The 18832-nt window shown below is 57.5% G+C and carries 15 protein-coding genes; 8 read left to right on the plus strand and 7 right to left on the minus strand.

The genetic code is table 11. From position 1 onward, the window contains the following. Positions 1 to 5 precede the first annotated feature (5 nt). Positions 6 to 860, plus strand: a complete 855-nt coding sequence (gene rapZ / locus DBY73_RS09535) for an RNase adapter RapZ (protein WP_112010916.1) — start codon at positions 6 to 8, stop codon at positions 858 to 860. Further along, positions 857 to 1129 carry a PTS phosphocarrier protein NPr gene (gene npr, locus DBY73_RS09540; RefSeq protein ID WP_003861872.1) on the plus strand — a complete coding sequence of 91 codons (273 nt, stop codon included), beginning with the start codon at positions 857 to 859 and terminating at the stop codon, positions 1127 to 1129. Before rapZ ends, npr begins: the two co-directional genes overlap by 4 nt. 38 nt (positions 1130 to 1167) lie before the next feature. On the opposite strand, the gene mtgA is transcribed toward npr, so the two are convergent. From mtgA to lptF, 5 genes are all read right to left on the minus strand, one after another. After that, positions 1168 to 1893, minus strand: coding sequence for a monofunctional biosynthetic peptidoglycan transglycosylase (gene mtgA / locus DBY73_RS09545; protein ID WP_112010917.1), 726 nt, complete (start codon positions 1891 to 1893; stop codon positions 1168 to 1170). Next, positions 1890 to 2543 (minus strand): isoprenoid biosynthesis glyoxalase ElbB, encoded by a 654-nt coding sequence (gene elbB, locus DBY73_RS09550; protein ID WP_112010918.1) that lies wholly within the window; start codon positions 2541 to 2543, stop codon positions 1890 to 1892. The genes mtgA and elbB overlap by 4 nt, the downstream gene beginning before the upstream one ends. A 230-nt stretch (positions 2544 to 2773) precedes the next feature. After that, positions 2774 to 5110, minus strand: a complete 2337-nt coding sequence (arcB, locus tag DBY73_RS09555) for an aerobic respiration two-component sensor histidine kinase ArcB (protein WP_112010919.1) — start codon at positions 5108 to 5110, stop codon at positions 2774 to 2776. Positions 5111 to 5245: 135 nt separating this feature from the next. Then, the gene (gene lptG / locus DBY73_RS09560) at positions 5246 to 6328 is read right to left on the minus strand and encodes an LPS export ABC transporter permease LptG (protein WP_112010920.1); all 1083 of its coding nucleotides are present in this window, start codon (positions 6326 to 6328) and stop codon (positions 5246 to 5248) included. After that, a complete protein-coding gene (lptF, locus tag DBY73_RS09565; RefSeq protein WP_112010921.1) occupies positions 6328 to 7428 on the minus strand; it encodes an LPS export ABC transporter permease LptF in 1101 nt (366 codons plus the stop codon). Before lptF ends, lptG begins: the two co-directional genes overlap by 1 nt. A 266-nt stretch (positions 7429 to 7694) precedes the next feature. On the opposite strand from lptF, the gene pepA reads away from it, so the two are divergent. The 5 genes from pepA (at position 7695) to DBY73_RS09595 (ending at position 14320) form a co-directional block, all read left to right on the plus strand. Next, positions 7695 to 9206, plus strand: a complete 1512-nt coding sequence (gene pepA / locus DBY73_RS09575; RefSeq protein WP_112010922.1) for a leucyl aminopeptidase — start codon at positions 7695 to 7697, stop codon at positions 9204 to 9206. Between the two features lie 86 nt (positions 9207 to 9292). Then, positions 9293 to 9736 carry a DNA polymerase III subunit chi gene (gene holC / locus DBY73_RS09580; RefSeq protein ID WP_008502815.1) on the plus strand — a complete coding sequence of 148 codons (444 nt, stop codon included), beginning with the start codon at positions 9293 to 9295 and terminating at the stop codon, positions 9734 to 9736. Continuing rightward, on the plus strand, positions 9736 to 12591 hold the full coding sequence (locus DBY73_RS09585) for a valine--tRNA ligase (RefSeq protein ID WP_112010923.1): 2856 nt from the start codon (positions 9736 to 9738) through the stop codon (positions 12589 to 12591). Before holC ends, DBY73_RS09585 begins: the two co-directional genes overlap by 1 nt. A 122-nt stretch (positions 12592 to 12713) precedes the next feature. Further along, positions 12714 to 13217 (plus strand): GNAT family N-acetyltransferase, encoded by a 504-nt coding sequence (locus DBY73_RS09590; RefSeq protein ID WP_112010924.1) that lies wholly within the window; start codon positions 12714 to 12716, stop codon positions 13215 to 13217. 83 nt (positions 13218 to 13300) lie between these two features. Further along, the gene (locus tag DBY73_RS09595) at positions 13301 to 14320 is read left to right on the plus strand and encodes an NAD(P)-dependent alcohol dehydrogenase (RefSeq protein ID WP_112010925.1); all 1020 of its coding nucleotides are present in this window, start codon (positions 13301 to 13303) and stop codon (positions 14318 to 14320) included. Between the two features lie 90 nt (positions 14321 to 14410). Here DBY73_RS09595 and DBY73_RS09600 read toward each other — a convergent pair whose 3' ends face one another. Further along, positions 14411 to 16057 (minus strand): dihydroxyacetone kinase subunit DhaK, encoded by a 1647-nt coding sequence (locus DBY73_RS09600; protein ID WP_112010926.1) that lies wholly within the window; start codon positions 16055 to 16057, stop codon positions 14411 to 14413. Between the two features lie 137 nt (positions 16058 to 16194). Here DBY73_RS09600 and DBY73_RS09605 point away from each other — a divergent pair, with 137 nt between their 5' ends. Beyond that, a complete protein-coding gene (locus DBY73_RS09605; protein ID WP_112010927.1) occupies positions 16195 to 17697 on the plus strand; it encodes a helicase HerA-like C-terminal domain-containing protein in 1503 nt (500 codons plus the stop codon). Here the strand turns inward: DBY73_RS09605 and DBY73_RS09610 are convergent. Continuing rightward, positions 17677 to 18618 carry a TIGR01212 family radical SAM protein gene (locus DBY73_RS09610; RefSeq protein ID WP_112010950.1) on the minus strand — a complete coding sequence of 314 codons (942 nt, stop codon included), beginning with the start codon at positions 18616 to 18618 and terminating at the stop codon, positions 17677 to 17679. The two genes, DBY73_RS09605 and DBY73_RS09610, sit on opposite strands and share 21 nt — an antisense overlap. Positions 18619 to 18832 lie beyond the last annotated feature (214 nt).

Here is an 18832-nt window from a genome sequence, read left to right on the forward strand (position 1 = left end):
GGAACATGGTGCTGATGATCGTCAGCGGTCGTTCGGGTTCGGGAAAGTCCGTGGCCCTGCGCGCGCTGGAAGATATGGGCTTTTACTGCGTAGATAACCTGCCGGTGGTGCTGCTGCCCGATCTGGCCCGCACGCTCGCAGACAGACAAATCTCGGCGGCAGTCAGCATTGACGTCCGTAATATGCCGGAATCACCTGAAGTTTTTGAACAGGCAATGAATAGCCTGCCGGAAGCCTTCTCGCCTCAGCTGCTGTTCCTTGATGCTGACCGCAATACGCTGATCCGTCGCTACAGCGACACGCGTCGTTTGCATCCTCTTTCCAGTAAAAATCTCTCGCTGGAAAGCGCCATCGACGAGGAGAGCGATCTGCTGGAGCCGCTACGCTCCCGCGCCGACCTGATTGTCGACACCTCCGAAATGTCCGTGCATGAGCTGGCGGAAATGCTGCGCACCCGGTTGCTGGGCAAACGCGAGCGCGAGCTGACGATGGTGTTTGAATCCTTCGGCTTCAAGCACGGCATTCCTATCGATGCAGATTATGTTTTCGACGTGCGCTTCCTGCCGAACCCGCACTGGGACCCTAAGCTGCGCCCAATGACCGGCCTCGATAAGCCCGTGGCGGCGTTCCTCGACAGACACACAGAAGTTCACAATTTTATTTACCAGACGCGAAGCTACCTTGAGCTATGGTTACCTATGCTGGAGACCAACAACCGTAGCTACCTGACGGTGGCGATTGGCTGTACCGGCGGTAAACATCGTTCGGTCTATATCGCCGAACAGCTGGCCGACTACTTCCGCTCGCGCGGGAAGAACGTTCAGTCCCGTCATCGCACGCTGGAAAAACGTAAAACATGACCGTAAAACAGACCGTTGAGATCACCAACAAGCTGGGCATGCACGCCCGCCCGGCGATGAAGCTGTTTGAGCTGATGCAGGGTTTTGATGCAGAGGTTCTGCTGCGTAACGACGAGGGCACCGAAGCCGAAGCCAACAGCGTGATCGCGCTGCTGATGCTGGATTCAGCCAAAGGCCGTCAGATTGAAGTGGAAGCCACTGGCCCTCAGGAAGAGGAAGCCCTGGCCGCAGTTATCGCGCTATTCAACGCCGGGTTTGACGAAGACTGATCCCTGTCTCCGAGGCGGGTTGCGCTGCGCTTCCCGCCCTACATGAGTGAATTTCTCTCCATAAATCCTTCTCCACCGAGCTGTCGCATCTGGCGCATAATCCACGCCTGGCGGCTTCGCACATAGCCCGAAGGCGCGTCCGCTTTGAAACGGATCGGATTCGGCAGGACGGCGGCCAGCAGCGCCGCTTCAGAAAGGCTCAGCCTGCTGGCGGGTTTATTGAAATAACGCTGGGATGCGGCTTCAACGCCAAAGACGCCGTCGCCGAACTCGGCGATATTCAAATACACCGTCAGAATACGTTTCTTGCTCCAGACGGTTTCGATGCCCACCGTCAGGCCAGCCTCCAGCCCCTTTCTCACCCAGCTGCGGCCATCCCAAAGAAACAGGTTTTTTGCCGTCTGCTGAGATAGCGTCGACGCCCCGCGCACGCGGCTCTCATTTCGCTCGTTGTGCGCCAGCGCTTTCTCTATCGCCGCGACGTCAAACCCCCAGTGTTCCGGGAATTTTTGATCTTCGGCCGCGATTACCGCCAGCCCCATCCACGGCGAGATATCATCCATGCCCGCCCAGTCTGAATGCGCAACGTAGCCGAAATCACCCGACAGCCATGCGCTAACCTGACGCTCAACCATCACCGCGGAAAAGGGAACGGGCATGACGCTGAACAGAGCAATCCCGCCGCCCCAAAAGACCGCCAGAATCACGATAGCGCGCAGCAGGAGACGTTTTACCCATGCGCCCGGAGCAAATTTCCGGCTCATTCAGTAAGAACCAACACTCTGTCCACCAGCTTATCGATCCCCACGGCCGCCTCGGCAATGTTCTGCGCCAGCATGTACGCGGGCGTCGTGACGATTTTATTGTCTTCATCCACCACGATGTCATCGACCGGACACGGCACGTGTTCCCCGCCCATCTCTTCAATCACCTCGGCGGTATCGATATCGGTTCCGATGGTCAGGCGCAGCGGGAAATCAAAGATTTTAGGCAGCATGGCAGGCGCAATACAGATAAAGCCCAGCGGTTTACCCGCCGCGTGCATCGCCAGCGACAGCGCCTTTAGCTCCGGTTCAACGCGACACTCCGCGCCCTGCGACGCAAAATTGCTCAGATTTTTCGCCGCACCAAACCCGCCCGGCACGATTAACGCATCCAGCGCTGAGGCATCAGCCTCCTTCAGAGGGCGGATATCGCCGCGGACAATACGCGCCGCTTCAGTCAGCACGTTACGCGTTTCCGCCATCGGTTCGCCGGTCAGATGATTAATGACATCGGCCTGATTTTTATCCGGCGCGAAGCAGACGACTTCCGCCCCGTGGCGGGACAGGGCCAGCAGCGTTAATACGGCTTCGTGTATCTCCGATCCGTCGTAAACACCGCACCCGCTCAGCACGACACCAATCTTTTTCATCATGACGATCCTTCTTTCCAACTCGCTGAAGCACATTAATAATTCTGATTAAAACGCTATGCTTCACACATTTCACTGATTCATGTAACAAACCATTTAAGATTTGCTATCTTATTTGCGTGCGGCCTCACATTAAGGCGGCGCCCATGCGAAAACAACACGAAAAATTCGGCGCAGCCACAATTTCCCTGGTGTTGGCGCAGTATTCGCGCACCCCGGTTAAGCCGGGGTCATTTTTTTCTGGCATCCACCCACGCTTTTAATACCGCCACGTCGTTTTGCCACTCCTGCTTCATTTCTTCAACCCATTCACCTACGTTATCTTCCCAGGCGGGTAAATCGGGAGATTGAATCTGCTGACCGAGCTGCTGCAGATGGCGCAGGCCTACTGATCCCGCTGCACCTTTAATCTTATGCCCTTCCTCCACGATGCCCTTTTTGTCACGCGCCGTCAGGTTGGATTCCAGCACGTTCAGGTAGCCCGGCATCATTTTTTCAAACACGGCCAGGCCGTCGGTAATCAGTTTTGGCCCCACCAGATCGATGTACTGCTCCAGCATGGCGGTATCCAATATCGTTTGAGCTTTTTCGCTATCAATAGACGTCATGGTGCTCTCCTCTTCATCACGGGTATCCCAGAACTTCTTGATCATGGCAGTCAGCGCAGGCACTGCCAGCGGCTTGCTGAGCACATCATCCATACCGGCATCAAGGTACTCTTTTTTATCCTTCAGCACGTTCGCCGTCAGCGCGACCAGCGGCGGCAGATCGTCGGCGGCGTATTTGCGGGTCAATTCGCGGGAAATGTCCAGCCCGGTCATATCCGGCAGCTGAATATCCAGCAGCACAAGGTCATATTCTCCCGGCGTAAACATCTCCAGAGCGGCTTTTCCGGTCATCGCCACATCAACGCTATTGCCCAGCTTCTCAAGCACCGAGCGCGCCACGATGACGTTAAGCTCAATATCTTCCACCAGCAGCACGTGCAGCGCCGGCAGCGGCATATCGTCATTATCGAAGGTATCCTCAACCTCTTCCGCCACCGCAGGCGCATGCACCGTCAGCGTAAAGGTTGAGCCTTTGCCCGGCAGGCTCGCTACGGTGATATCCCCGCCCATGCTCTTCGCCAGGCGTTTCGACACCGCCAGGCCAATTCCGGTGCCGGTAGCGGGCTTGCCGCCGTTGCTGTCTTTGACCTGATAATACATGGCGAAAATTTTGTCTTGTTCTTCCTGCGGAATACCGATGCCGGAGTCTTCCACCTCAAAGTGCAGCATATCGCCCTCATCGTAGCGAATACGCACCGCTACCCGGCCGCCGTTCTGGGTGAATTTCACGGCGTTGCTGATCAGGTTCCACAGGATCTGGCGCAGGCGCGTGCCATCCGTCACCACCTTATGCGGCAGCGGAAGCGTTGGCTCCATCAGGAAGCTCAGCCCCTTTTGCTGCGCCTGGAGGCCGGACAGGTTTTCCAGGTCGGCCAGAAAACCGGTGAAATCGACCGGCTGGTTATCAAGCTGAACCTTGCGGCGCTCCATTTTATCCATGTCGATAATATCGTTGAAAATATTGCCGAGCGTTACCGCCGAGACGTGGATGGTTTTAAGGTATTTTTCCTGCTCGCCGGTCAGGTCGGTATCCAGCAGAATGCGGCTCAAGCCGACAATGCCGTTCAGGGGCGTACGCAGCTCGTGGCTAATGGTGGAAATGAAGGTCGTCTTGTCGCGGCTGGCGCGCTCAAGCGCATCCTGATAGCGTTTGCGTTCGGTAATATCGCGGCCAAAGCCCATCAGGCCGTGGCGCTTGCCCACGCGGTCATAGTACGGCACCTTGCGGATCTCGAAGCAGGCTTTGCGCCCGTCCGGATAATCCAGCCACTGCTCGTAGGTCAGCGAGACGTTATGGCGGAAGACCTTCTCGTCCGTTTCCATTACCTTGGCGGCGGCCTCTTCTGAATAGACGTCCTGCGGCTTGAGGTGGATAAGCTGCTTCTCGCTCTTGCCGGTCAGCAGTTCCATCGCCCGGTTACAGCCGGAAAACTCTTTATCTTCATTGCGGTAGAAAACGAGATCCGGAGACGCATCCAGGAAGGAGCGCAGGAAAGAGGATTGCTGCTCAAGCTGGATCTGCGTCACCTCACGCTCTTTCATCTCCACCTTCAGCTGTTCCAGCGTCGCCTGACGCTCGGCCTCCGCCTTCTCGCGGTCCGTAATCTCCTGATTCAGCTGCGCAATGTTGTCCTTCAGCTGAACGTTGAGCTTAAGGTCGCGGTCGCGCATCTCCTCCAGCTTTTCAACCAGCTTCGACAGGCGCTGGCGGGACTCTTCCAGCTGTTCAACCACCACCGAGAGGAAGTAGACGGCCCATGGGGTGATCAGCAGGCCGAAGAAGATAGAGCGGATAACGTCGATGCTTTCGACCTGGCCGTGCAGCACCATGGTGACGGCCATCTGCACGACAATCGCCAGAACCACCAGGGCCAGCGCCAGCAGCATGGAGAAACGCACCAGCCCAAGCTTCATCATCAGGTCGACGTAGTACTGGGCGAGCATTCGAATTTGCTTCATAGAGGATCCCTTCACGACTATATCGCTCAATAATACTCAAATTCGCGGCGGGGCGTTGAAGGTTATGAGAAAAAGTGCGGGATGAAACAGGAGATTAGCTCGCTCCCGACGAACCGGGAGCGAGAAGACGAGCCGTCAGGAGCGCTTAAGCAGCAGCCAGAGGCTGATCAGGAAGAAGCTGGCGCTTGGCAGCAGCGCGCCAATAATCGGCGGAATGCCGTAAACCAGCGTCAGCGGCCCAAAGATCTGATCCAACACGTAGAAAACAAAGCCAAAGCTGATACCGGTCACGACGCGCACGCCCATCGGCACGCTGCGCAGCGGACCAAAGATAAACGACAGCGCCATCAACATCATGACGGCCACGGACATCGGCTGGAAGATTTTACTCCACATGTTGAGCTGATAGCGCCCCGCATCCTGGCCGCTCGACTTCAGATACTTCACGTAGTTGTGCAGGCCGCTGATGGACAGCGCATCAGGATCCAGCGCCACAACGCCCAGCTTGTCAGGCGTCAGGTTGGTTTTCCACGTTCCGGACACCGTCTGCGAGCCGGTAATTTGTTTCGGATCGGTCAGGTTGGACTCATCCACCTGCGACAGGCGCCACTGTTTGTTTTCAGCATCAAACTTCGCGGAAGAGGCGTGACGGACTGACTGCAGGCGGCGATCGCTGTTGAAGGCGTAAATACTCACTCCGCCCAGCTCGTCGTTACCTTTAACGCGTTCGATATACACGAAGTTGCTGCCGTCTTTCGCCCACAGGCCCTGCTGCGTCGACAGCAGCGAACCGCCGTACATCGCCTGGGCACGATAGTTACGCGCCATCTGCTCACCCTGCGGTGCCACCCACTCGCCGATTGCCATCGTCAGAATAACCAGCGGAATAGCCGTTTTCATCACCGAGAGCGCAACCTGCATGCGGGTAAAGCCCGACGCCTGCATCACAACCAGCTCGCTGCGCTGCGCGAGCATCCCCAGGCCGAGCAGCGCCCCCAGCAGGGCCGCCATCGGGAAGAAGATTTGCACATCTTTTGGCACGCTGAGCAGGGTATACATGCCCGCCCCTAGCGCGTCATAGCTCCCCTGTCCGGCCTTTTTCAACTGGTCGACGAATTTAATAATGCCGGAGAGCGACACCAGCATGAATAAGGTCATCATGATGGTGGTGAAAATGGTTTTACCGATATAGCGATCGAGAACGCCAAAAAGCTGCATCAGATGGCTCCTTTACGCGTAAATCGGGCACGAATTCGGCGCACTGGCACCGTGTCCCATACGTTCAATCCCACTGCCAGCAGGATATACAGGCTGTTAACCGCCCATGTCCAGACCATCGGGTCCAGCTTACCTTTCGCACCGTTGGAACGAATCGAGGTCTGCAACAGGAAATAGACCAGGTAAAGCAGCATTGCGGGCAGCATAGACAGCACGCGTCCCTGACGCGGGTTGACCACGCTGAGGGGAACCACAATCAGTGCCATCATAAATACGGTGAATACCAGAGTGAGACGCCAGTGGAATTCCGCGCGCGCTCTGTCGGTATCGGTATTCCACAGCGTGCGCATGTCCATCTGTTCCGTATCGGTTGGGTCAAGCGCGACGGCCTGATGCCCGATAATGGCCTGATAGTTCTGGAAATCCGTAATGCGGAAGTCGCGCAGCATCGCGGTGCCTTCGAAACGCGTGCCTTTGTTCAGCGTCACCACCTGAGAACCGTCTTTACGCTGTGAAAGCTGTCCGGAGTCAGCCACCACAACGGAAGGGCGGGCATTGCCTTTCGGGCGAAGCTGGGCAAGGAAAACGTCGTTGAAGCGGTTGCCGTTAACGCTTTCAATAAAGAGCACGGAATTGCCGTCGGTAGCCTGCTGGAACTGGCCCTGCGCGAGCGCAGCCAGGCCCGGGTTAGCTTTGGCTTCAGCCAGCACCTCATCCTGATGGCGCGACGACGCGGGCCCTGCCCACATCACATTCACGGCGGCAACAATCCCCGTGAACAGCGCCAGAATCATGGCGGCTTTGACCAGAACGGCTTTGCTTAAGCCGCAGGCATGCATCACCGTGATTTCACTTTCGGTATAGAGCTTACCCAGCGTCATCAGCAAACCGAGGAAAAGGCTTAACGGCAGGATAAGCTGCGCCATTTCCGGCACGCCTAGCCCGAGCAGGGAAAGCACCAGATTTGTTGGAATTTCGCCGTCAACCGCCGCACCGAGGATCTTGACCAGCTTCTGACAGAAGAAGATCAGAAGAAGGATAAAGAGGATCGCCAGTTGGCTCTTGAGCGTCTCCCGCACCAGATATCTTATGATTATCACTATTAATACGCCCGTAAAAACCCGTCTTTTTGCTGGAAAATCGCTTGTTTCATGGCTTAAACGTCATTTATTCTCTTGAGTCGTCGAAATCATCGCTAAGATTAAAAAACCCGGCGGATTCACGCTTCAGGACATTGTCTGACGTGTCGAAACCGTAATAACGTAAGATTAACACGAAGTCATCACAACAGCGGATATGAGTTACGAAAGGTTTCAATTCTATCTGTAGCGGCCGCCGTTGTCTTTAAGATTCAGGAGCGTAGTGCATGGAGTTCAGTGTAAAAAGCGGTAGCCCGGAGAAACAGCGGAGTGCCTGCATCGTTGTGGGCGTTTTTGAACCACGCCGGCTCTCCCCGATCGCCGAACAACTCGATAAAATCAGTGACGGCTACATTAGCGCCCTGCTGCGCCGCGGCGAGCTGGAAGGTAAACCGGGCCAGACCCTGCTGCTGCACCACGTGCCAAACGTGCTGTCCGAACGCATTTTGCTGATTGGCTGCGGTAAAGAGCGCGAGCTGGATGAGCGCCAGTATAAGCAGGTCATTCAGAAAACCATCAATACGCTGAATGATACCGGCTCAATGGAGGCCGTCTGCTTCCTGACCGAGCTGCACGTCAAAGGCCGTAACACCTACTGGAAAGTGCGTCAGGCTGTCGAAACCGCGAAAGAGAGCCTCTACAGCTTCGATCAGCTGAAAACCACGAAAAGCGAACCGCGTCGTCCGCTGCGTAAGATGGTCTTTAACGTCCCGACCCGCCGCGAGTTGACCAGCGGCGAGCGCGCGATCCAGCATGGCCTGGCGATTGCCGCCGGCATCAAAGCGGCAAAAGATCTCGGCAACATGCCGCCAAACATCTGTAACGCCGCCTACCTGGCCTCTCAGGCGCGTCAGCTTGCCGATTCCTACAGCAAAAACGTGATTACCCGCGTCATCGGCGAACAGCAGATGAAAGAGCTGGGGATGCATTCCTATCTGGCGGTTGGCAACGGCTCGCAGAACGAATCCCTGATGTCGGTCATTGAGTACAAAGGCAATCCGTCCGAAGACGCGCGCCCTATCGTGCTGGTCGGTAAAGGCCTGACCTTCGACTCAGGCGGCATCTCCATTAAGCCTGCCGAAGGCATGGATGAGATGAAGTACGATATGTGCGGCGCGGCGGCGGTATACGGCGTGATGCGCATGGTCGCGGAGCTTCAGCTGCCGATTAACGTCATTGGCGTACTGGCGGGCTGTGAAAACATGCCTGGCGGACGCGCCTATCGCCCGGGCGACGTCCTGACCACCATGTCCGGACAAACCGTTGAAGTGCTGAACACTGACGCCGAAGGCCGTCTGGTGCTGTGCGACGTGCTGACCTACGTGGAGCGTTTCGAACCTGAAGCCGTTATCGACGTAGCAACCCTGACCGGTGCCTGCGTGATTGCGCTGGGCCACCATATCACCGGCCTGATGTCGAACCATAATCCGCTGGCGCACGAGCTGATTGGCGCGTCCGAACAGGCGGGAGACCGCGCGTGGCGCCTGCCGCTGGGCGACGAGTTCCAGGAGCAGCTGGAGTCCAACTTCGCGGACATGGCGAACATCGGCGGCCGTCCGGGCGGTGCTATCACCGCAGGCTGCTTCCTGTCGCGCTTTACCCGCAAGTACAACTGGGCGCACCTGGACATCGCGGGCACCGCATGGCGCTCGGGTAAAGCCAAAGGCGCGACCGGTCGCCCGGTCGCCCTGCTGTCGCAGTTCCTGCTGAACCGCGCGGGTTTTAACGGCGACGAGTAAGTCAGAACGGCAGTAAACCGTAGGCCGGGTAAGGCGAAGCCGCCACCCGGCTTAAGCATTTAAAGTGAGCACAAGAAGCCCCATATATGAAGAATGCAACGTTCTACCTTCTGGACAACGACACCCATCAGGACGGTCTTAGCGCCGTTGAACAGCTGGTGTGCGAAATTGCCGCAGAACGTTGGCGCGCAGGCAAGCGCGTATTGATTGCCTGTGAAGATGAACAGCAGGCGATTCGCCTTGATGAGGCGCTTTGGGCGCGCCCGCCGGAGAGTTTTGTACCGCATAACTTGTCCGGAGAAGGCCCGCGCGGCGGTGCACCGGTAGAAATTGCCTGGCCGCAAAAACGCAACAGCAGCGCGCGCGATATCCTGATTAGCCTGCGGATAGATTTTGCAGATTTTGCCACCGCTTTCACAGAAGTGGTAGACTTTGTCCCTTACGAAGAATCCTTGAAACAGCTGGCGCGCGAACGCTACAAAGCGTACCGCCTGGCCGGTTTTAACCTGAATACGGCAACCTGGAAATAATGGAAAAGACATATAACCCACGCGATATCGAACAGCCGCTTTACGAGCACTGGGAACAGCAGGGCTATTTCAAGCCTAACGGCGACGAAAGCAAAGAGTCCTTCTGCATCATGATCCCGCCGCCGAACGTCACCGGCAGTTTGCATATGGGTCATGCTTTCCAGCAGACCATCATGGATACCATGATCCGCTACCAGCGCATGCAGGGAAAAAACACCCTGTGGCAGGCGGGGACTGACCACGCGGGTATCGCGACCCAGATGGTGGTTGAGCGTAAAATTGCCGCTGAAGAAGGTAAAACCCGTCACGACTACGGTCGCGAGGCGTTCATCGACAAAATCTGGCAGTGGAAAGCGGAATCTGGCGGCACCATTACCCGTCAGATGCGCCGTCTCGGTAACTCCGTAGACTGGGAGCGCGAGCGCTTCACGATGGATGAAGGCCTTTCCAATGCCGTGAAAGAAGTCTTCGTCCGCCTGTACAAAGAAGACCTGATTTACCGCGGCAAGCGCCTGGTAAACTGGGACCCGAAACTGCGCACCGCAATTTCTGACCTGGAAGTGGAAAACCGCGAGTCGAAAGGCTCCATGTGGCACATCCGCTACCCGCTGGCCGACGGTGCAAAAACCGCAGACGGTAAAGACTATCTGGTGGTTGCCACCACCCGTCCGGAAACCCTGCTGGGCGATACCGGCGTGGCCGTTAACCCGGAAGATCCACGCTACAAAGATCTGATCGGCAAATTTGTGGTCCTGCCGCTGGTAAACCGCCGTATTCCAATCGTGGGCGACGAACACGCCGACATGGAAAAAGGCACCGGCTGCGTGAAAATTACCCCTGCGCACGACTTTAACGACTATGAAGTGGGCCGTCGTCACGCCCTGCCGATGATCAACATTCTGACCTTCGACGGCGATATCCGCGAAAGCGCGCAGGTCTTTGACACGAAAGGCGAAGAATCTGACGTTTACTCCAGCGACATTCCGGCAGAGTTCCAGAAGCTGGAGCGCTTTGCCGCGCGTAAAGCGATCGTGGCTGCCGTTGACGCGCTCGGCCTGCTGGAAGAGATCAAACCTCACGATCTGACCGTGCCGTACGGCGACCGCGGCGGCGTGGTTATCGAGCCCATGCTGACCGACCAGTGGTACGTGCGCGCCGACGTGCTGGCGAAGCCGGCCGTTGAAGCGGTTGAGAATGGCGATATCCAGTTCGTGCCGAAGCAGTATGAAAACATGTACTTCTCCTGGATGCGTGACATTCAGGACTGGTGTATCTCCCGCCAGCTGTGGTGGGGCCACCGCATCCCGGCCTGGTATGACAACGAAGGCAACGTCTACGTTGGCCGTACCGAAGACGAAGTGCGTCAGGAAAATAACCTGAGTGCAGACGTCGCGCTGCGTCAGGACGAAGACGTGCTGGATACCTGGTTCTCCTCCGCGCTGTGGACCTTCTCTACCCTCGGCTGGCCGGAAAACACCGACGCGCTGCGTCAGTTCCACCCAACCAGCGTGATGGTTTCCGGCTTCGACATCATCTTCTTCTGGATCGCCCGCATGATCATGATGACCATGCACTTCATCAAAGATGAAAACGGCAAGCCGCAGGTTCCGTTCCACACCGTCTACATGACCGGCCTGATCCGCGACGACGAAGGCCAGAAGATGTCCAAGTCCAAGGGTAACGTTATTGACCCGCTGGATATGGTTGACGGTATCTCTCTGGAAGAACTTCTGGAAAAACGTACCGGCAACATGATGCAGCCGCAGCTGGCAGAGAAAATCCGCAAGCGCACCGAGAAGCAGTTCCCGAACGGGATTGAGTCTCACGGTACCGACGCCCTGCGCTTTACCCTGGCGGCGCTGGCCTCTACCGGCCGCGACATCAACTGGGACATGAAGCGCCTGGAAGGCTACCGCAACTTCTGTAACAAGCTGTGGAACGCCAGTCGCTTCGTGCTGATGAACACCGAAGACCAGGACTGCGGCTTTAACGGCGGCGAGATGACCCTGTCGCTGGCGGACCGCTGGATCCTGGCCGAGTTCAACCAGACGGTGAAAGCGTTCCGCGAAGCGCTGGACAGCTACCGCTTCGACATCGCGGCGGGTATCCTGTACGAATTCACCTGGAACCAGTTCTGCGACTGGTATCTGGAGCTGGCGAAGCCGGTGATGAACGGCGGGTCTGAAGCAGAGCTGCGCGGCACGCGCAACACGCTGATTACCGTGCTGGAAGGCCTGCTGCGCCTGGCGCATCCGGTTATTCCATTCATTACCGAAACCATCTGGCAGCGCGTGAAGGTGATTGCAGGCATCAACGCGGACACCATCATGCTGCAGCCGTTCCCGGAATTTGACGCTGCGCGCGTTGATGAAGCCGCAGCGGCGGATACCGAATGGCTGAAGCAGGCGATCGTTGCCGTACGTAATATTCGTGCGGAAATGAATATCGCGCCGAGCAAGCCGCTGGAACTGCTTCTGCGCGGCTGCAGCGAGGCTGCCGTTCGTCGCGTCAGTGAGAACAACACCTTCCTGAAAACGATGGCGCGCCTGGAAAGCATCACCGTGCTGCCTGCTGATGACAAAGGTCCGGTCTCCGTGACCAAAATCATCGACGGCGCAGAGCTGCTGATCCCGATGGCGGGCCTGATCGACAAAGACGCCGAGCTGGCGCGTCTGGCGAAGGAAGTGGCGAAAGTCGACGTGGAAATCGGCAAAATCGAAAGCAAGCTGGCGAACGAAGGCTTTGTCGCCCGCGCGCCGGAAGCGGTCATCGCCAAAGAGCGTGAGCGTCTGGTTGCTTTCGCAGATGCGAAATCCAAACTGATCGAGCAGCAGGCGGTTATCGCCGCCCTGTAATGCTTTTACCCCTTACGCTTCAGGGCGTAAGGGGTAACCTTCCTGAAAACTCCTCGCTTGCACTCCCCTTTCTGCGGTGCTATTAACACCAGCAATGTGTCATTTTTGTCATGAGTATGGCTATGAGCGTGATTACCCCCGCCGCGACGACGATGCGTCGTCTCATTGAGCAAGACAACCCGGCGATTGCCGCCGTCATTCGCCACGTTTCTGCGGAGTACGGACTGACCGCCGACAAAGGCTACACCGTTGCCGATCCGAATCTTGACGAGCTGTACCAGCTCTACAGCCAGCCGGGCCATGCCTACTGGATCATCGAGCAGGACGGTGAAGTCGTGGGCGGCGGCGGCATCGCGCCGCTCAGCTGCAGCGAGCCGGACATCTGCGAGCTGCAAAAAATGTACTTCCTGCCCAGCGTGCGCGGACAGGGGCTGGCTAAGAAGCTTGCGCTGCAGGCGCTCGAGCACGCCCGCACGCAGGGCTTCAAACGCTGCTACCTCGAAACCACCGCCTTCCTCAAAGAGGCAATTGGCCTGTATGAACATCTGGGCTTTGAGCATATTGACGCGCCTCTGGGCTGTACCGGCCACGTTGATTGCGAAGTCAGAATGCTGAAAAGTCTGTAAGTTTCGTTACCGCCCCCTTCTGCTAAGCGACCGTAAACTGAATGCTCTACACTTTTCATTTCACACCATAAAGGGGAAGGACGATGTCGAAGATAAAAAGCTACGCCGCACCGCAGGCGGGTGCAGAACTTGAGCTGTACGAGTACGACGCGGGCGAACTAAAAGCAGAAGACGTCGAGGTCCAGGTCGACTACTGCGGGATCTGCCACTCGGATCTCTCGATGATCGACAACGAATGGGGCTTTTCGCAGTATCCGCTGATTGCAGGCCACGAAATCATTGGTCGCGTCGTCGCGCTCGGCACAGCCGCACAGGACAAAGGACTGAAGATTGGCCAGCGCGTGGGCATTGGCTGGACGGCACGCAGCTGCGGCCACTGCGACGCCTGTATCAGCGGTAACCAGATCAACTGTCTGGAAGGCGCAACGCCGACCATCATGAACAAGGGCGGTTTTGCCGATAAGCTTCGCGCCGGCTGGCAATGGGTCATCCCGCTGCCGGACAGCATTGATATCGAAACCGCGGGTCCGCTGCTGTGCGGCGGTATTACCGTGTTCAAACCGCTGCTGATGCACCATATCACCGCCACCAGCCGCGTAGGCGTGATCGGCATCGGTGGCCTGGGCCATATCGCCATTAAGCTGCTGCATGCTATGGGCTGCGAAGTCACGGCCTTCAGCTCGAACCCCGCCAAAGAGAAAGAAGTGCTGGCGATGGGCGCAGACAAAGTCGTGAACAGCCGCGATCCTCAGGCGCTCAACGCGCTGGCGGGCCAGTTTGATCTGATCATCAATACCGTAAACGTCGATCTCGACTGGCAGCCGTACTTCGAAGCGCTGGCCTACGGCGGTAACTTCCATACCGTGGGTGCCGTGATGAAGCCGCTGCCGGTTCCGGCGTTTACGCTGATCGGCGGCGATCGCAGCGTTTCCGGCTCCGCGACGGGCACGCCGTACGAGTTGCGCAAGCTGATGAAGTTTGCCGGACGCACCAAAGTGGCGCCGACCACCGAACTGTATCCAATGTCGAAGATCAACGAAGCTATCCAGCACGTGCGCGACGGTAAAGCCCGTTACCGCGTAGTGTTGAAAGCGGATTTTTGATGTGAGTTTGCCGGGGAATGTGCGGCCTGCTGCCCGCATCCCAGCCCTCTCCCCTGGGAGAGGGCGCAAACACTAAAACGGTAACGGTTGTTACCGTTTTGCTTCTATCATGGCATTAAACACTTCTGCCACCGCAACTGCCCCCGGATCGGTCACCCCGTCCAGATTCTCTTTATTCACATACGACGAACGCCCCGCGCCCGCTTTTTCCATTTTCGCCGTCGCGTCAGCGCCTGCCTGTGCCGCCTTTGCCGCCGCCTTAAGATCGCCTTTCTGCAGCGCCTCAAGCGCCGGCTGCAGCGCATCGATCAGGGTACGATCTCCGAGATCGGCCCCACCGTAGTGCTTCATCTGCGCCAGCCCGCCCAGCAGCGCGTCCGCCAGCGGCTTGCCGTCTTGCAGCTTCTGCCCGGCCGCCGTAAAGAAGATCGACATCAATACTCCGCTCGATCCCCCCATCACGGTCGCCAGACGTTCGCCCACCAGCAGGAGCAGCTTTGGCAGGTCGTTAAGCGGCAGCTGCTTTTTCTCCAGCCGCTGCGCAATGTCCCGCGCGCCTTGCGCAAAGGTTGACCCCGTATCCCCGTCGCCCACTTTGGCATCCAGCGCGTTCAGCCTGTTCTCAAGATCGAGCAGCGTCTGCGTCACCGCCCGCACGCCTGCAGCAACCTGCGCATTCTCCGACGGCGTAAACTCCACGCTGTCGTGAATTGCGGTATGGGGCAGCGTTTTCACCGGCGAAAATGCAACGGGCTTTTGCCAGCCCAGCGTCTCAACGCTTTCAGTAAGCGCCTTCTCAAAGGCGTCATTAAGCTTCAGCAGGGAAAGCGAAAACCCTTTCATATCCAGCGAGCTCACCAGCGGCGCGGGGCCAATCAGGTAGGCGATCTGCTCTTTGAGGGCCGAATGCGCCAGCTCTTTGGTCAGCAGCGCCATCTCCAGCGCCGAAACGCCGCCCAGATTGTTAATCAGCACCGCGAAGCGACCCTTACCCGCCTGTTCCATAAGCGGCTTCACCAACGTCTCGATAATCCGCCTGCTGTTTTGCGTATCCACAACGGAAGCCCCCGGCTCCCCGTGGATGCCCAGACCAAGCTCAACGTGGCCTTTTTTGATGCGCCCCTCTTCATCATCGCTTCCTGGAAGATTGCAGGTTTGCATAGCCACGCCCAGGCTCCAGAGGTTATCGCACGCCTGCCGCGCGATATCCCGAACCTCATTCAGCGACTTGCCGCGCTCTGCCGCATCGCCCGCAATTTTATGCACCAGCGCCGTACCGGCAATGCCGCGCGGCTGCTTGTTGTCCGGCAGGGCAATATCATCCGCGACGATGACCATTTCGACCTTCAACCCGTAGCGCTTGGCTTTTTCAGCCGCCAGGCCGAAGTTAAGGCGGTCACCGGTGTAGTTTTTGACAATCAGCAGACAGCCACGGTCGCCCGTTACCGCCACGATGGCATTCAGCACCGCATCCACGCTCGGCGAGGCGAACAGATCGCCACACACCGCCGCCGTGAGCATCCCTTTCCCTACAAAACCGGCATGTGCCGGTTCGTGACCAGAGCCACCGCCGGAGATGACCGCCACGCGGCTTTTGTCCCAGTCGCCGCGCGCCACCACGCGAATTGCAGGGTCGATATCAAGCTTCACGAGATTACCGTGCGGCGCGGAGATCAGTATGCCTTCAATGGCGTCGTTGACCAGCTGTTTGCGGTCGTTAAAGAAGAATCTGGATATAGCTTTCCAAAATTTTGTTTACCGTATGCAAAAGCATAGCCTGCGCTGGATAACGCGCCGCAAAGTCAGGAATTTACGCAGACATTTTGCCGTCGGGTTGCCTATACTGCACCCATGTCAAAGTGAGGACGCGCATCATGAGTACACCCTTGTTAATTGCCCGGACGCGGGAAAAAGAGCTGTTTTTACTGCCCGCGATGGCAAACCGCCACGGCCTGATCACCGGCGCGACGGGGACGGGGAAAACCGTCACCCTACAGAAGCTGGCAGAGTCGCTTTCAGAGATTGGCGTACCGGTATTTATGGCCGATGTAAAAGGCGATTTAACCGGCGTAGCTCAGGAAGGCGCGGCGTCGGAAAAACTGCTCGAGCGCCTCAAAAACATTGGTATTACGGACTGGACTCCCCACAACAACCCGGTTGTGCTATGGGACATTTTTGGCGAGAAAGGCCACCCTGTTCGCGCGACCGTCTCCGACCTTGGCCCGCTTCTTCTCGCCCGTCTTCTGAACCTGAATGAGGTGCAGTCCGGCGTGCTGAACATCATCTTTCGCATCGCCGACGATCAGGGGCTGCTGCTGCTTGATTTCAAAGATCTGCGCGCCATTACGCAATATATCGGGGATAACGCTAAATCCTTCCAGAACCAGTACGGCAACATCAGCAGCGCCTCGGTGGGTGCTATTCAGCGCGGGCTGCTGACGCTGGAGCAACAGGGTGCCGCGCACTTCTTCGGCGAGCCGATGCTGGATATCAAAGACTGGATGCGCACCGACGGTAGCGGCAAAGGCATCATTAATATTCTCAGCGCGGAAAAGCTCTATCAGATGCCCAAGCTCTATGCGGCAAGCCTGCTGTGGATGCTGTCTGAACTGTACGAACAGCTGCCGGAAGCGGGCGATCTGGAAAAGCCAAAGCTGGTCTTCTTCTTTGACGAAGCGCATCTGTTGTTTAACGATGCGCCTCAGGTGCTGCTGGATAAGATTGAACAGGTCATCCGCCTGATTCGCTCCAAAGGCGTGGGCGTTTGGTTCGTTTCGCAAAACCCATCGGATATTCCTGACAACGTGCTCGGCCAGCTCGGTAACCGCGTTCAGCATGCCCTGCGCGCCTTTACGCCAAAAGATCAGAAAGCGGTGAAAGCCGCCGCGCAAACCATGCGGGCCAATCCCGCGTTTGATACCGAGGCCGCGATTCAAGCTCTGGGGACAGGTGAGGCGCTCATCTCCTTCCTGGACGCAAAAGGCAGCCCGTCGGTGGTCGAACGCGCAATGGTCATTGCCCCCTGTTCAAGAATGGGGCCCGTGACCGACGATGAACGCAACGGCCTGATCAACCACTCGCCGGTTTACGGCAAATACGAAGATGAAGTGGATCGGGAGTCGGCGTTTGAGATACTGCAAAAAGGGGTGCAGGCGGCTACCGAATCTCAGGACGCGCCGGCTGCCAAAGGTGAATCAGTGGCCGTGGACGACGGCATTCTCGGTGGGTTGAAAGATATTCTCTTCGGCACCACCGGGCCGCGCGGCGGCAAGCGCGACGGCGTGGTACAAACGATGGCGAAAAGCGCGGCGCGGCAGGTCACCAACCAGATTGTGCGCGGCATGCTGGGAAGCCTGTTAGGCGGCCGTCGTCGGTAAATGCGGACCCCACGGGCGGCCCAGCGCCGAGCCCTGAACGCCGTGTTCGTGCAGATAGCGGTCGATTTCCAGCATCCCCGTCCAGCGGTTTTCACACCAGAGCGGTGCCAGAAGCGTGGGGCGGCGGGCGCTGGCGGAGATGCGGTGATAGACGATCTCCGGCGGCGTGTGGCGAATCATCTCGCCTGCCGTCACGGTGTACTCATCGAGTTCGATGCCGCTTAGCCGCCCCGCTTCCCAGGCCTTCGCCATAATGCTGCCTTTCACAATGTGCAGCGGGTGGAGCTTGATGCCGTCCACACCGGTTTCGACCACTCTTTCCAGCGTGTCGAGTCCGTGCTGCTGTCCTTCGCCCGGCAGGCCGACAATCAGATGTGAACAGACCTTCAAACCTCGCGCGCGCGCAAGGCGCGTAGTGCGCTGGTAGCAGGCAAAGTCATGCCCGCGGTTGATGCGGTGCAGCGTTTTGTCATGCGCCGTTTGCAGGCCCAGCTCGAGCCAGATTTCGTAGCCCTGCTCTTTGTACTCGCTGAGCAGATCCAGCACGGCTTCCGGCACGCAGTCCGGACGCGTGCCGACGCACAGCCCCACGATATTGGCCTGGCTCACCGCCTGCTGGTACATCGAGCGTAATACCTGCACCTCCGCCCACGTGCTGGTGTAGGCCTGAAAATAGGCCAGATACCGTTTGGCGCGGTTTACCAGGCTGGCCTGATGGGCGAGCTGTTCAACAATGGATTTGTGCTGCTGGGCTTCGTCAGCAAAAGACGCAACGTTACAGAAGGTGCAGCCGCCGCGCCCGATGGTGCCGTCGCGGTTTGGGCAGCTAAAGCCCCCGTGCAGCGTCAGCTTGTGAACCTTTTGCCCATACCGCTGCAAAAGATCCCCACCAAACATATTGACTAATTTCTGTAACTGCATAATCTGATAGACCGTCCCGATGAAAGGGGACAAGCCTGCCATTTTTAGCCTCTGTCGGCGATGACCTGGATCAATCGCCATGGACGGCCTTTATCTATTTGAATAACTACTCAAGATTACCGCAATTTCATTCACGACATTCGTGATTACTTTTCCTTATGTTCTGATGGTTTTTTTTATTAATACCGCCCCCACGGAAAAACAGTGAGTTTAT

Origin of the sequence: Enterobacter sp. RIT418 (assembly GCF_003057745.1) — a bacterium.
In the GTDB taxonomy this organism is placed as follows: Bacteria; Pseudomonadota; Gammaproteobacteria; order Enterobacterales; family Enterobacteriaceae; genus Enterobacter.

Coding starts and splice junctions, on each gene's coding strand:
- rapZ (WP_112010916.1), top strand. CDS start 6: ATGGTGCTGATGATCGTCAGCGGTCGTTCGGGTTCGGGAAAGTCCGTG.
- npr (WP_003861872.1), top strand. CDS start 857: ATGACCGTAAAACAGACCGTTGAGATCACCAACAAGCTGGGCATGCAC.
- mtgA (WP_112010917.1), bottom strand. CDS start 1,893: ATGAGCCGGAAATTTGCTCCGGGCGCATGGGTAAAACGTCTCCTGCTG.
- elbB (WP_112010918.1), bottom strand. CDS start 2,543: ATGAAAAAGATTGGTGTCGTGCTGAGCGGGTGCGGTGTTTACGACGGA.
- arcB (WP_112010919.1), bottom strand. CDS start 5,110: ATGAAGCAAATTCGAATGCTCGCCCAGTACTACGTCGACCTGATGATG.
- lptG (WP_112010920.1), bottom strand. CDS start 6,328: ATGCAGCTTTTTGGCGTTCTCGATCGCTATATCGGTAAAACCATTTTC.
- pepA (WP_112010922.1), top strand. CDS start 7,695: ATGGAGTTCAGTGTAAAAAGCGGTAGCCCGGAGAAACAGCGGAGTGCC.
- holC (WP_008502815.1), top strand. CDS start 9,293: ATGAAGAATGCAACGTTCTACCTTCTGGACAACGACACCCATCAGGAC.
- DBY73_RS09585 (WP_112010923.1), top strand. CDS start 9,736: ATGGAAAAGACATATAACCCACGCGATATCGAACAGCCGCTTTACGAG.
- DBY73_RS09590 (WP_112010924.1), top strand. CDS start 12,714: ATGAGCGTGATTACCCCCGCCGCGACGACGATGCGTCGTCTCATTGAG.
- DBY73_RS09595 (WP_112010925.1), top strand. CDS start 13,301: ATGTCGAAGATAAAAAGCTACGCCGCACCGCAGGCGGGTGCAGAACTT.
- DBY73_RS09605 (WP_112010927.1), top strand. CDS start 16,195: ATGAGTACACCCTTGTTAATTGCCCGGACGCGGGAAAAAGAGCTGTTT.
- DBY73_RS09610 (WP_112010950.1), bottom strand. CDS start 18,618: ATGCAGTTACAGAAATTAGTCAATATGTTTGGTGGGGATCTTTTGCAG.